Origin of the sequence: Embleya scabrispora DSM 41855 (genome assembly GCF_000372745.1) — a bacterium.
GTDB classification, from domain to species: domain Bacteria; phylum Actinomycetota; class Actinomycetes; order Streptomycetales; family Streptomycetaceae; genus Embleya; species Embleya scabrispora.
Genome location: NZ_KB889629.1, coordinates 1 through 13226 on the forward strand (window position 1 = coordinate 1; position 13226 = coordinate 13226).

Annotated in this window: 12 protein-coding genes and 1 tRNA gene; 8 read left to right on the top strand and 5 right to left on the bottom strand. The window is 73.2% G+C overall.

Features of this window, described 5'->3' with window-relative positions:
• Positions 1–99: 99 nt before the first annotated feature.
• Positions 100–173 (bottom strand) — tRNA-Lys (locus A3IC_RS0113450).
• 206 nt (positions 174–379) lie between these two features.
• On the opposite strand from A3IC_RS0113450, the gene A3IC_RS68635 reads away from it, so the two are divergent.
• The 7 genes from A3IC_RS68635 to A3IC_RS0113485 are packed head-to-tail and all read left to right on the top strand — an operon-like array spanning position 380 to position 9221.
• Positions 380–1684: a hypothetical protein gene (locus A3IC_RS68635; RefSeq protein WP_020550573.1), complete on the top strand. Its 1305-nt coding sequence runs from the start codon at positions 380–382 to the stop codon at positions 1682–1684.
• 49 nt (positions 1685–1733) lie between these two features.
• Positions 1734–3761, top strand: coding sequence for an ATP-dependent Clp protease ATP-binding subunit (locus A3IC_RS0113460; RefSeq protein WP_158695945.1), 2028 nt, complete (start codon positions 1734–1736; stop codon positions 3759–3761).
• Complete coding sequence (locus A3IC_RS0113465) at positions 3754–5028, top strand: hypothetical protein (protein WP_158695946.1); 1275 nt, start codon at positions 3754–3756, stop codon at positions 5026–5028. The genes A3IC_RS0113460 and A3IC_RS0113465 overlap by 8 nt, the downstream gene beginning before the upstream one ends.
• A 6-nt stretch (positions 5029–5034) precedes the next feature.
• The gene (locus A3IC_RS0113470) at positions 5035–5496 is read left to right on the top strand and encodes a hypothetical protein (RefSeq protein ID WP_020550576.1); all 462 of its coding nucleotides are present in this window, start codon (positions 5035–5037) and stop codon (positions 5494–5496) included.
• A complete protein-coding gene (locus A3IC_RS0113475; protein WP_020550577.1) occupies positions 5496–6245 on the top strand; it encodes a hypothetical protein in 750 nt (249 codons plus the stop codon). Before A3IC_RS0113470 ends, A3IC_RS0113475 begins: the two co-directional genes overlap by 1 nt.
• Positions 6242–8809, top strand: coding sequence for an Hsp70 family protein (locus A3IC_RS62235; RefSeq protein ID WP_020550578.1), 2568 nt, complete (start codon positions 6242–6244; stop codon positions 8807–8809). Before A3IC_RS0113475 ends, A3IC_RS62235 begins: the two co-directional genes overlap by 4 nt.
• A 1-nt stretch (position 8810) precedes the next feature.
• The gene (locus tag A3IC_RS0113485) at positions 8811–9221 is read left to right on the top strand and encodes a hypothetical protein (protein WP_020550579.1); all 411 of its coding nucleotides are present in this window, start codon (positions 8811–8813) and stop codon (positions 9219–9221) included.
• Between the two features lie 98 nt (positions 9222–9319).
• On the opposite strand, the gene A3IC_RS0113490 is transcribed toward A3IC_RS0113485, so the two are convergent.
• A complete protein-coding gene (locus A3IC_RS0113490; RefSeq protein WP_026218220.1) occupies positions 9320–10198 on the bottom strand; it encodes a TauD/TfdA dioxygenase family protein in 879 nt (292 codons plus the stop codon).
• A gap of 367 nt (positions 10199–10565) precedes the next feature.
• On the opposite strand from A3IC_RS0113490, the gene A3IC_RS66735 reads away from it, so the two are divergent.
• Positions 10566–11129 (top strand): Uma2 family endonuclease, encoded by a 564-nt coding sequence (locus tag A3IC_RS66735; protein WP_020550581.1) that lies wholly within the window; start codon positions 10566–10568, stop codon positions 11127–11129.
• A gap of 17 nt (positions 11130–11146) precedes the next feature.
• Here the strand turns inward: A3IC_RS66735 and A3IC_RS0113500 are convergent, their stop codons facing one another.
• The 3 genes from A3IC_RS0113500 to A3IC_RS0113510 form a co-directional block, all read right to left on the bottom strand.
• Positions 11147–12070: a M56 family metallopeptidase gene (locus A3IC_RS0113500; protein ID WP_020550582.1), complete on the bottom strand. Its 924-nt coding sequence runs from the start codon at positions 12068–12070 to the stop codon at positions 11147–11149.
• Positions 12071–12074: 4 nt separating this feature from the next.
• A complete protein-coding gene (locus tag A3IC_RS0113505) occupies positions 12075–12458 on the bottom strand; it encodes a BlaI/MecI/CopY family transcriptional regulator (protein ID WP_026218222.1) in 384 nt (127 codons plus the stop codon).
• A 156-nt stretch (positions 12459–12614) separates the two neighbouring features.
• A complete protein-coding gene (locus tag A3IC_RS0113510) occupies positions 12615–13175 on the bottom strand; it encodes a TetR family transcriptional regulator (RefSeq protein WP_020550584.1) in 561 nt (186 codons plus the stop codon).
• Between the last annotated feature and the right edge of the window lie 51 nt (positions 13176–13226).

Genomic DNA, 13226 nt, shown 5'->3' on the forward strand with positions numbered 1-13226 from the left:
GGGGGAGAGAAAAAGGTGGTGCCTCGCGAGCCGGCGACGAAGTCGCCCAACAAGAAAGGCCCACCGGAAACCGGTGGGCCTTTCTGCTTGTTGCCACTGTGCGCCGCCAGGGACTCGAACCCCGGACCCGCTGATTAAGAGTCAGCTGCTCTAACCAACTGAGCTAGCGGCGCTTGCTGCGAGAGAAATACTACCCGATGTTCGGGGCCGCTCTCACCCGGGTTTTCCGCCGCGAGCGGTCTCACCATCGGTGACGATCACGTTACGGGGACGGGTTCACCGGGTGCGCTCCCTGGTGTTGGTGTGGCCGAGTACCGTGCTGCTTGTACGTCGTCGCGGCCGGTGCCGTCGCGCCGGTCGTGTTCGCGGGGGAGACGCCATGTCGGATGCCGGGGCGGTGCGGGCGTTCCGGATGGCCACGCATCGGGAGGGCGAGGTGGAGCCTCGACTCGTCGCGATGCGGGACTTTCTGGCCAACGCCTCCGATGCCGAGGTGGCCCGCAACCGGGGGCTGATCGAGAGTCAGGTCGAGGCGGTCGCCGCCCAGCAGCCGGAGACCGCCGCGCGGATGCTCGCGGACGTGCTCGCGCGCGACCCGCAGGGTCGGTACCCACGCGCGGTGGACGCGGTGCTGCGCTGGTGGGTGGTGCAGCCGGGCGACGGCTTCGCCGAAACCTGGGGCATCCTGGACCAGGCGCTGGCGAACGGGCCGCGCCCGCTGGAGCGCGCGCTCCTGGAGGTACTCGGCGCCCTGGACCCCCGCGCGCCGGTCCGGCACTGGCGGGTGGCCGCCACCACGCGCGTGCTGGAACGCCTGGAGGAGCGCTTCGAGCAGCCGTCCCGACACCTCGACCACGACCTGTGGCGGCTGCTGCCGGTGGTCGCGCCGCCGGGTGCGCCGACCGGGCGCGGCGACTGGGCGTGTGTGCTGGGCGATCGGGCGGCGGCGCGCGGCGAGGAGACCGAGGCCCGTACGTGCTACCGCCTCGCCTTCGAGCAGGGGTGCGCCGCGGCGGCCCCGCGGTTGGCCCATCGGCTCGCCGTCGAGGGACATCGGGAGCTGGTCGGCGGCGACCCGGGCCGGGCGGTCCGGTTCCTGTACGAAGCGGCGATGCTGGACCCGGACCACGCGGAGTACGGCGAGCTGCACCGGGCCGCCGTCGCGGCCCGGGACGGCCGGCCGGCCGCCGGCACCCGGCCCGGCTCGCCGGCGGCGCTGGTACTGGAGGCGGCGGACCTGCTGGAGCGCGGCGACGACATGGGTGCGGTCCGGCTGTTGCGGCGCGGTCTGCGCGAGGCCGGGGACGGCGACGCCGGCGGGCCGCATCCGGACACGTGGCCCGTGCGGTTGTTGCTGGGTGCGTTGGAGGACCACGACGCGATGGTGGCGGACGCCGCGCGCGACCTGTTCGAGCGGTACGGCACGGCCTGGTCCCGCAGTACCCCGCTCGGCCCCGGCCTGGTGCTGCATCGGGTCGCCCGGGTCGATCCCGAACTGGCCGCCGCGCTGGTGGAGTCGTTGCCGCCGGACCTGCGCGCCGGGCGGCTCGGCCAAGCCGTCTCGACGGCCGCCGCGTACCGAATACTGGCCTCGGGCGTGCGCGCCCTGGGCGCGGGCAGGCCGGAGGTGGCCCGGGCCCGGGCGGACCTGGCCGAGCGACTGCTCGACGGCGACGAGGCGTGAACGGCGCGACGTGGACGGCGAGCCGGGCGAGCGAGGCGGGGGAGACGACGTGGACACGGACATCCTGGGGGTGCCGGAGCAGGTGTTCGACAGCGCGCTGCTCGCGGCGACCCGCCGCTTCGCCGGCGCCGCCGCGGTGGCGCGCGAACTCGGCGCGGACACCGTCGAGGTCGCCCACGCGCTGATCGCGCTGGCCCGGATCGACGGCGGGCGCGCTGCGGGGCTGTTCGACCGCCAGGGCATTCCGCCCGACGTGCTCGCGGCCGGCCTGCTCGGCGGCGGCGGACTCGGCGCCGGGTCCGCCGGGTCCGCCGGGCGAGCCGGATCGGAGCCGCATTCCAACGGTCGGTCGGCCGCCGGCCTGCTGGGCGGCCTGCCCGTCACCGCCGACCTGCGGATCGCCTTCACGGCCGCGGCCGACACCGGATACGTCGACGAACGCGCGCTGCTCGCCGAGTTGTTGCCACGCCTGGAAGTGGGCGCGGTGGACCTGCTCGTCGGCTACGGCCGGGTCGACCTGGCCGCCTGGCAGGCGGAGGTGGCCACACCGCGCCCGGCGGTCGAGGTGCTGCGGTCCGACGGGTCGATCGATCCCGCGGCGTTCGGCCCGGGAGCCCGCCGGGTGCTGGCGATGATGGCCACCGAAGCGGCCGGTCTGGGCCACGAACGGTGCGGCATCGCGCTGCTGCTGCACGCGCTGGCCACCACCCCGGGTGGCCTGCTCGAACAGGCGTTCCTGTTTCTGCGCCGCGACGTTCGGGCGCTGCGCGAGCAGACCATCGCGCTCACCGGCACCCGGGGCCGTACCGCGCCGGGCACCGGCCCGGCCGGGCCGGACGAGTCGCTGCGGTCGACCCTGCGCCGGGCGGCGGCCTTCGCCGCGACCCGAGCCGATCCGGGTGCCGACCCGGACGCGGCCGGCCCGATCACCGAACGGGACCTGCTCGCCGCGCTGCTGGACACCCCCAGCGGGCTGGCGGCCGGCTTCTTTCGCGACATCGGCCTGGATCTGGACCGGCTGCGCCGCTTCGCCGACACCTACTACCGCGAACCCGCCGCGCCCGAGCCGACCCGAGCCGTCGAACCGCTCTCCCCCGAGGAGGCGGTGCGCTGGGTCCGGTCCCGGCTGATCGGCCAGGAGAGCGTGGTCGAGCGACTGGCCTTCCACATCGAGCTGATCAAGCGCTCGCTGACCCGCGGTTTCCGACCGGACGACCGGCCGCGTGCGGCACTGCTGCTGTGCGGACCCAGCGGGTCGGGCAAGACGATGACCGCGCGGCTGCTGGCCCAGGTCGTCTACGGCTCGGAGGAGGATGTCCTGGTCTTCGAGATGGGGCAGTTCAGCGCGCGTGAGTCGATCAACAACTTCATCGGCGCGCCGCCGGGCTATGTCGGCTTCGGCGAGGGCAAGTTGACCAACGGACTGCGGGACAACCCGCGCCGGGTCTTCCTGTTCGACGAGGTGGAGAAGGCCGACGCGCGGGTGCTCGACGCGCTGCTGCGGCTGCTGGACGAGGGCCGGATCAGCGATCCGGCCGGCCCGGTCCGCGAGGCGCACGACGCGGTGGTGATCCTGACCACCAACCTGGGTGCGACGCACTCGGCGGCCGAGGCGGTCGAGGACGACGTGGACAGCGTGGAGAACCTGATCGGCTCGATCCTGGCCGAGGGCTCCACCGGCAACACCGCCGCGAGCGCGCGACTGCGCCGGACCATGGAGGGGTTCTTCCGACCCGAGTTCCTCAACCGCGTGGACGAGGTGATCCTGTACTCGCCGTTCGGCCCCACCGAACTGCGCGGAATCGCCGAGAACGGCCTGATCCGGCTCGCCGCGCGGCTGCGCGAGCAGATCGGCGTCGAACTGGGCTGGACCGACGAGGCCGCCGCCCACATCGCCACCGTGGCCTGGCGCGGCCGGCCCGAGGAGGCCGCGCGCGGGGTCAACCGCTGTGTCAACGCCGTCGTGCCGAGCATCCTGCGGCTGCTCGACGAGGGCGACGCGGCCGGTCGGGTGGTCACCTCGGTCCGGGTCCGGGTCGCGGCGGACACGCTCGTGGTGGGGAGTGCCGATGACTGACCGGGCGACGCTGCGCGCGTTCGCCGCCCGGCTGCGCGCCCACGGGGTCGGCGAGGACGCGGTGGACGGCGACGCCTACGCGAGTCTGGGCAGCGGCGGCGACGCGCAGCCGTGGAGCGCGCGGGCCGAGGAGTTGTGGGCGAGCGGCGGCGGTTCGTGGCGCACCCACCATCTCGCGGTGGCGCTGCACGCGCGCGCCTACGACCTGGAGACGGCCGGTGATGCCGAGGCCGCGTTCCCCTACTGGAAAGGGGCGTTGGCGCACTGGGCCGAGCTCTACCACGACAGCGCGTTCTGGGACCGGATGCACGAGCACCTGGAGGCGGTCGGCGGGACCGAGGTGTCGGCGGCGACCGTGCAGGAGGTGCGTGAGCGGTTGCCCCGCGACCTGCTCGCGCCGCACCTGACCCTGGCCGCCGAGCACCGCGTCCACGACCCGCTGCGCGCCCGCTCGCACGTGGACCTGGTCCGCGAGTCCGGCTTTCCGCGCTCGGCGATCCTGGGCGCCCGGGCCGACCTGGTGCGCGAGGTGCTGGCCGAGGCGTCCCGCGACGTGGAGGAGGGCCGCTTCGACGAGGTGATCGACCTGCTCGCCTCGTGGCTCGCGGTGGACCCGGGCAACCCCGGGCTGGCCCGAGCCCTGCTGTACGCGGCCCGGCGACATATCGAGATCGTGGTCGCCGCAGCGGGCTGGGCCCGAAAGATCGAGCCGCTGGTCGAGCGGGTGGCCCGGCTGGTGCTCCCGGCCTGGGACGAGATCGGCACCCCCGAGGGCTCGTTCGCGGTCGAGCTGGCCAGGCACGAATACTGGCGCGGGATCGTGGTGCGCGAGCTGGAATCCGGCCCGGCGAGCGAACCCGCCGCGCTGGAACAGGCCACCCTGCGCTCGGGCCGGCACCTGTTGCGCGCGCTCGAACTCGACCGCGACCTCGCGGTCAAGAACATGTACCGCGACGTGGAACAGCTCGCCGCCGAGGAATGGGCCCTGGCCGCCACCGCCCGACAGCGCCAGGGCCTGCCGGACGGCCACGTCCGGGACGCGCTGCGTCGGGCGCTGGCGATGTCCGCGCCGGGGCCGTGGGGTCGGCTGTTCATGGCGCGGGTGCTGATCAACATGCATACCGTGCTGCCGGACGACCTGGCCACCGCCCGCCGGCTCGCGGACGAGGTGGCCGCCGATCCGGAGGCGAATCATCCCGACATCGTCAACGCGCTCCGCGGGGTCGTGCTGTCCCTGGCGTCGGCGCGCGGGTCCGAATGGAGTTGAGCGCCGATGGGCGGCAGCGCTGACGAGAACGCCCGGGAGAACCCCTGGGCCTGGCAGGCGGGTCGAAACCCGTACCGCGGCACGGCCTTTCAGATCCTGGACCTGGATCCGGACCTGGCCGGCCGGGCGGCGATCAAGGCCCGGGTGCGCAAGCGCAGACAGCGGATCGCCCGCAGCGCGGACCGCTTCCCGGTGCACGGGCGGGTGCTCGGCGCGGCCGAGGTCAACGCGGCGGAGGAGACGCTGGCCGACCCGGCCGGGCGGCTGCTCGCCGAACTGCTCACCCATCGGCCCGAGCGGCCCGGACCGGATCCGGCCGAGCTGGCCGAGGAGTTCGCCGAGACCGACCCGCCGGAGTCGATCGGTCCGGCCAGGATCGGCATCGATCGACGCGTGCTCGCGGGCCTGGTGCCGGCGCCCGCGCCGCGCGAGTTCGTACCGTTGTGGACGGAAGAAGGGGCGCACTGATGGCAGCGACACCCGAGCGGGGCCCCCTCGTGGCGGACCCACCGGCGGATCCCATGGCGGACCCGATGGCGATCACCGAGACCGAACGGCCGGTCCCCGAGCGCCCGCTCGACCCGCCGTTCGCGCTCGTGTACGACGTGGTGCGGCGCGCGGCGCGCGAACGTGAGGCGGGCCGCGAGGAGATGCGCAAGCGGCTGGAGTCGACGCACGAGCGGTACACCGGACTGGCGGCGGATGCCGCGGTCGCGTTGCACGAGCTGCGCGGCAGCCTGGAGGGCGAGCCGGTGCCGGCCGTACTCGCCTCGATCGCCCGGCGGTTCGCCACCGCCCTGGACCGGGCCGGCGTGCGGTTCGACGATCCGGTGGGCGAGGTCTACGCGGCGGTGGGCCGTCGGGTGGACGTCGCGCACGCGCCCGACAGCGGTGACGAGGGCGCGATGATCGTGACCAAGACCCTGCGGCCGGGCGTACTCCTGGACGACGGCGAGGTGATCCGGCGCGCCCAGGTCGTCCTGGGTTTCGTACCCACCCCGGCTCAGCGCGAGGGAGCGGCGCACGCGCGCGGCGAGCGGGACCTCGCCGGGGAGCAGCCGACCGAGCCGGGATCGTCGACCGCACCGGGATCGCCGGTCGGGGTGGAGCACTCGGCCGACGCACCCGACGCGGCGGCAGCCGAGCCGGCCCCACCACATCCCGACCCCTCGGACGATGTGAACGACGCGAACGACGAAGGCGGTACCACCAGATGAGCATCGTGGTCGGCATCGACCTGGGCACGACCAACTCGTGCATCGCCATACCGGCCGACGCGGAGATCCCCGGGAAGGAGGAGCTGATCGCGGCCCGTCGGTTGCGGCCGGTCGGCGACTCGCTGATCGTGGCCAATCCGGACCGCTCGCCGACCACGCCCTCGGCGGTGTGGATCGATCCGAGCGGCAGGGCGATCGTCGGCCAGTTGGCCAAGAACAAGGCCCGGCTGCCGGGTGCGCCGCCCGCGATGTTCTTCAAGCGGAACATGGGCACCGACCAGGTGGTCACCGCCGGACACGCGCGGCTGAGCCCGCTGGAGGCGTCCACGCACATCCTGCGCCACCTCAAGCAGGTGGCCGAGGAGACCCTGGGTGTGCCGGTCGAGCGCGCCATCGTGACCGTGCCGGCGTTCTTCGAGACCCGGGCCAAGAACGAGACCACGCGGGCGGGACAGGCGGCCGGCCTGGAGGTGGTCGAGACGCTGATCGAGCCGGTGGCCGCGGCCCTTGCCTACACCCATGAGCGGGCCCGCGAGCTGACCGAGCCGCAGACGTTCCTGGTCTACGACCTCGGCGGCGGCACGTTCGACACCTCCGTGGTCACCTGGGATCCCGAGGTGGGCTTCGAGAACCGTTCGTTCAGCGGCGACCGCTACCTGGGCGGGTTCGATTTCGACCGCCGGATCGTGTCCTGGATCGCGGCCCAACTGCCCGAGTACGACCTGGCGATCGACACCGAGAACCCCGACGACGGGAAGGTCGAGGCGCAACTGCTCTCGGTCGCCGAGGGGGCCAAGCACGACCTGTCCCGCTACCCGGAGACCGAGATCGTCAGCCAGTACTGCGAGGACCGGCGCGGCACCCCGATGAACATCGGACTGCCGATCCGCCGCGAGGAGTTCGAGGAGATGATCGCGGACCGGATCCGGGGCACGCTGGAGGACTGCGACCGGGCGCTGCTGCGGGCCGGGATGAGCGCCGCCGACCTGGACGAGATCGTCATGGTCGGCGGCTCGTCCCGGATCCCGCTGGTGGCCACGATGCTCACCGAACACTTCGGGCGCGGGCCCCGGTTGCTCAACCCCGACCTGTGCGTCGCGCTGGGCGCCGCGCTCAAGGCCGCGAACGTGCCCAGCCGCAGCGGACATCTGGAGCTGGACCGGCCCGAGGCGCTGCCGCCGGAGACCGACATCGGCGGCCGGGTGTTGGCCGGTCCCGGACTGGCCTCGCCGGCGGGCGCTCAGGTCCTGCTCGGCTCGCACGACGGACGGGTGCGGTTGGCCGAGACGGCCGACGCCGAGGGTCGATTCCTGTTCGCCGACGTGCCGTTGCGCGATGGCGAGAACGGCTTCACGGTGCAGGTCGTGGTGAACGGGCGGGAGATCGAGGCCCGGCAGCTGCTGATCGAATCCGACGGCAAGCCGCGTTCGGACGCGACCGGCGACGTGCTGGCGCACGACTTCTCGGTCGAGTTGGTGGACGGCCTGCACGTGGTGGTCCGGGCCGGGACGATGGTGCCCTACCGCACCGATTTCCGGCTGGAGACCGCGTCGCAGGGGTCCAGCCTGCGGGTCGGCCTGGTCGAGGGCCTGGTGCCGATCGGCGAGGTCTCGATCCGGGACCTGCCCACGGACGTGCCGGTCGGCTCGACCGTCGAGGTGACGCTCGAATTCGAGGCGGGCTGGAGTATTCGGGCCGAGGCGCGGCTGCCGCAGGTCGGCGCCGAGGGCAGTGCGGTGATCGACATCCCGCGTCGGGAGATCCCGGGCTGGCCGGAACTGGCCGAGCGACACCGCCAGGTGCTGACCGGCTGGGCGGAGAAGCGGGACGCGATCCCGGCGGCCGACGCGATCCGGGTCGGGCCGGCGCTGGATCGGCTGCTCGCCGAGATCGCCGAACTGGTCCGGGACCGGGTCGACGCGGGCAAGACGCACCACAAGATCCTGGAGGCGGAGACGCTGGTCCAGGGCCTGCGGGTGGCCACCACGGCGGGCAGCGCGCTGAACCCGGCGATCGGCGAGTTCGAGGACAACCTGGCCTTCCTGGCCCGGCTGGCCGACCGGCTGGTGGACCACGACCCGGCCGAGGCGGAGCGTTTTCGCGGCGCGATCCCGGGCCTGCGGGCGACCGGTCGGGCCGCCTACGCGGCGGGCAACAAGATGGACTGGCACCTGGCCAACGAGGCGGTGCGGGACCGGATCAACGCGGCGGAGCGCATGCTGCACGGCGGCCGTTCCCCGCAGCAGTTCACCGCCGCCGAGTTCCAGGTCGCGGTGCTTCAGGAGGTCGAGTACCTGCGCCGTTCGATCCAGGAGATGGACCAGGCATCCGCGGGCCGGCATCGGGCCGACGCGGACGGCTACCTGCGCGAACTGGACACCATCGCCGAGGACGCCGCCGAGGTGGATGTACGTGACGAGGCGGCGGGCAATCGCCGGCTGGTGGAGATCTATCGAGGTCGGATCATGCCGCTGCGGGCCCGGGCCGACCGCTGGATGGAACAGATCCGGGAGGGCTCCCCGCACATCGGGCTGCGGCTCCCGAAGAGCTCCCTGGAGAAGTGACATGGCGTTCGCGATCACCTGCCCCCTGTGCCGGCGCCGGATCGCCGACCTGACCGAGCGCTGCCCGGCATGCGGCGGCGACCTGGGCGCGCTCGCGGGCCTCGTCGAGTTGGCCGACCGGCACTTCAACGACGCGGTCCGATCGGCACGCGGCCGCCGCTGGAACACCGCCGCCGAACACCTGGCGGTCACCCTCGCCCTGAACCCGGCCGACGCCGAGGCTCGCCAACTGCTCACCAAGGTCCGCTACCACCAGGACCCGAAGACCCTCCCGGACCGCTTGTGGCGCAAGGCCCGCACGCACCTGCCGTACGGCGAACGCCTACCGGTGGCGCTACCACGCGAGGCGGACCTGCGCCGACTCCTGGACGGGGCGAGCAAGCGCCTGGCGGCGGCCCGGAAAACGGGGTGACCGTCCTCGATCGCCGGACGGGCTCGTCCTCAAACGCCGGACGGGCTGAATGGGGCCCGTCCGGCGCTCGAGGACGGTAAGCCGAGCATCGCCCAGACCTACGCCGCCGACGGCTTCAGCACTCGGCTGCTGCTGCCGTCCACACCCACCGGCACGTCACCGTTGATGGTGACCCGGTGCAACAGCCGCCGCGTACCGACGAAGTCGCCGATCACCCGGTGCTGGGTCGCCCGGTTGTCCCAGATCGCCACGTCGCCCGCGCGCCACTGCCACCGCACGGTGTTCTCGACCCGGGTGATGTGGTTCTGGAACAGCTCGATCAGCGCCGTCGAGTCCTCGGCGTCGAAGCCGACCAGCCGACGCACGAACGCCCCGGCGAGCAACGTGCGTTCGCCGGTGACCGGGTGCACGCGCACGAGCGGGTGCTCGGTTTCGTACGCGGTCGACTCGAACAGCTCGCGGTAGTCCTTCTGCGCCGCGGAAAACTTGTCCGGGTCGGCCGCCGCGTAGTCGTAGCGGTTGCTGTGCACCGCCCGCAGCGAGTCGGCGAACGCCTTCAGTGGCGCGGGCAGATCCTCGTACGCGGCGGCGGTGTTGGCCCACAGCGTGTCGCCGCCGACGTCGGGCAGGTGCACCGCGCGCAGGATGGAGGCGAGGGGATACGCGGGCACGAACGTGACGTCGGTGTGCCAGCGGTCGGCGACCACGCCGTGGTCGCTGTCGATCGGCACGATCAGGTCGCCCTCGGCGGACGCGGTCGGATGCCCGATCGGGTCCCCGAGCAGCCGGCCGAACGCGAGCTGACCGGCGTCGTCCAGGTGGTCCTGGCCGCGGAAGAAGATCACCTTGTGCCGGTGCAGTGCGCCGCGGATGGTGTCCACGGTGATCGCGTCGAGGTCGCCGCCGAGGCGAACTCCCTCGACCACGGCCCCTATTCGGGCCGAGACGGGCGATACGGCAATGGTGGTGGCAGTCATGGGTGGGTGTCCCTTTCGACCTTCAGATGGAGGAAGACGTCATCCGAAGCGGGCGCACGCGGGCGCGGACCGCCGAGCACATCGGCGGTCGAGCGTTGTGACGGTCCGTCGACCGAGGTGTGGCGGAGGCGACGAACCGGGGCCGGCGTACGCCCTAGCGACAGCTCGTGCCGGGCGGGACGGGGAGGTGGGTGATCCGGTGCCGACGCATCACGCACGCGACGACATGACCGGCGATGCCGGCCGTGCGCGTAGTCCCCGTGATCCCCACGGGATGGATTCTGGCCACAGACGCCGACGCGGGTCAACCGCATACCGACATGCGGACCGGCCGGGATCCCGGAATCCGCGACCTACCATGGGTGAAATGGACCGCGAGGAGTTCGACCGGCTGACCGCCATCGCCGACAGTGTGCGGACGCCGGCCAACTACAAGGTCGAGATCAGCGACGGCACGCTGGTGATGATGACCGGCCCGTCCGGCATCCACGAGTTCATCGCGCGTCGCCTGCGCATGCGTATCGAGCACGGGATCGCCGGGCGCGACGAGTGGGCGGGGATGGCGGTGCACGGCGGGATGGATGTCCTCGACGACGCCAACCTGATAAGGCGCAACCCCGACGTGTGCGTCTTCCCGGAGGACGATCTGCTCACCGTCGAGAACCACGTTCCCGCCGCCGACTTGCGGCTTGCCGCCGAGGTCGTGGCCCGGTCGAATCCGGAGAACGACTGGGAGGCCAAGCTGCGTGACTACCCGCGCATGGGAATCCCGGTCTACCTGATCATCGATCCGCGCCAGGGCACGATCACGGTCTATTCCGAGCCGAAGGGCGGCCGATACACCGCGCGGGCGGCCTACGCGTTCGGCCGGGACGTACCGCTACCGGGGTTCGGTTTCTCGATCGCGACGGCGGACTTTCCCACGTACTGACCCGCGTCCGGCACGCGTCACAACATGTGGTCGGCCGTCAGCAGGATGGCGTGCAGGTCGATGGCCGCGTCCCAGGTGGCCCACGTGGACAGTGCGGCGCCGCCGAGGGCGACCAGGGTGGCCGCGCCGGGGCGGCTCCACGGGGTGGGCCAGCGGTCGGCCGGGGTCGGGGCGAGCAGGGCGGCCACCCGGCGCGGGACCGGGCCGCCGGTCGCGGCCATCGCACCGTGCGGCGTGACGGGGCCCGCCAGCGCGGCCTTGCCCACCGCGCGCGCCACCACCCGACGGTCGCCCACCACGCGCGCGGCGGCCTCGTCCGCGCAGCGCTCCAGCGCGTACCCGATCGCCGTGCGCATCGGCCGCAGCAGCGGATGAGCGCACATCGCCAGCGTCGCCACCAGCAGCACCCGATCGTGCCGGCCGCTCAGATGCGCCCGCTCGTGGGCCAACAGTGCCCGTCGCTCGTCCGCGTCCAGCCGTGCCAGCATCGACGCCGAGACCACGATCCGGGGCCGACGCCCGGGCAACGCGAACGCGGTCGGCGGTCCGATGGGCAGCACGGTCAACTCCGTGTCGCCCGCCGCCGCGACCCCCGCGCGCAGCACCGCGAGCGCACGTCGCCGACGCCACAGCACGACCGACACGCACACCAGGGCCGAGGTCAGCGCCGCGCTCGCCAGCGAGCCGATCACCTGCACGTTGGGAATCGAGGCCCGCACCTGCGGGTCCGACCAGTGGTCGGGCAGCGGTACGCCCGGGAGTTGCGCCGTGCCCACCACGGTGAGCAGGCCCAGGCTGATGGTCGCGCACAGCGCCAGTACCGAGGTCAGCGCGGTGAGCAGACCCACCACGCGGCGCGGCGCGAGGTGGTCGGCGGCGAGCCGGGCCACGGGGACCGCGGTTATCGGCAGCAGCAGCGGCAGGTAGACGATCCAACGCACGCGACTACGACCCGCCCTCTTCCAACAGCCGGCGCAGCAGCGCCTCGTCGTCGGTGGACAGATCCGAGACGAACCGCGCGAGTACCGCCTGCCGGTCGCCCTCCTTGTCCAGCACCTGTCGCATCCGCCGCGCGGCGAGGCCGGCCTCGTCGTACACCGGCGCGTACACGTACGAGCGGCCCGACCGGGTGCGCTGGAGCACGCCCTTGTCGTGCAGGCGGGACAGGATGGTCACCACCGTCGTGTAGGCCAGCTCACCGGACAACTGCTCCTGGACCGCGCCCGCGCCCATCGCCGTCGGCGACGTCCACAGCAGCGACAGAATCTCCGACTCCAACTCGCCGGGGCCACGCCGCGCGGGCGGTCCGCCTGCTCTGCTTTCGGTCACTTCGGCCTCCGGTGGATGGGCACAACGCCCCGGCAGCCTAAACGGTCATGTTCCGGGATCGGCGACGCCGGTTCCGCCGGCCCGCGGCGCCGGTGTGCATCCGGCGTGGCGGGCGCGGATTCGGGCTCGGATTCGATACCCCGCGCATCGGCACGCTCAGGCCCGGTAGCCGCGCATCAGTACGTCGAGCAGCACCTCGAAGTCCATCGGCGGGTCGGCCGGAAAGCGCCCGCCCTCCTCGATCGAGGTCCAGCCGAGCACGGCGGCGGCGAACACGTACCAGTACTGCCGGGCGTGCTCACGATCCGCGCCGCCGAGCATGAACGCGGCGACCGCGCCCTCCTCGATCCGCAGGTGTCCCGCGACCCGGTGCGATCCGGTGAGCATCCGCGTCGCGAAGCCCGGGACGGCGGCGAACTCGCGGCGCACCGACCGGGCCAGGTCGAGCAGCCACACCTGCCAGGTCTCGGCGGTCGGCGGCACGGCGGGTACGACCCGCTCCGCCATCCGGCTGCTGACCAGATCGAGCAGTCCCTCGCGGCCGTCCACCCACCGGTACAGCGCCGAGGTGGCCACGCCGAGCCGCTCGGCGAGCGCCTGCATGGTGAGCGTGTCCAGGTCCATGGTCGACGCGGCGGCCACGATCCGGTCCAGGTCCAGGCGGGCCGGCCGGCCGAGTCGGGGCGTGCGGAGCGCGGGTCGCGGGGCCTGTGACATGCGGTCCAGCCTAGCCGGCGGCCGTGCGGCAGGGGAGGTGGCGGCCGGGTC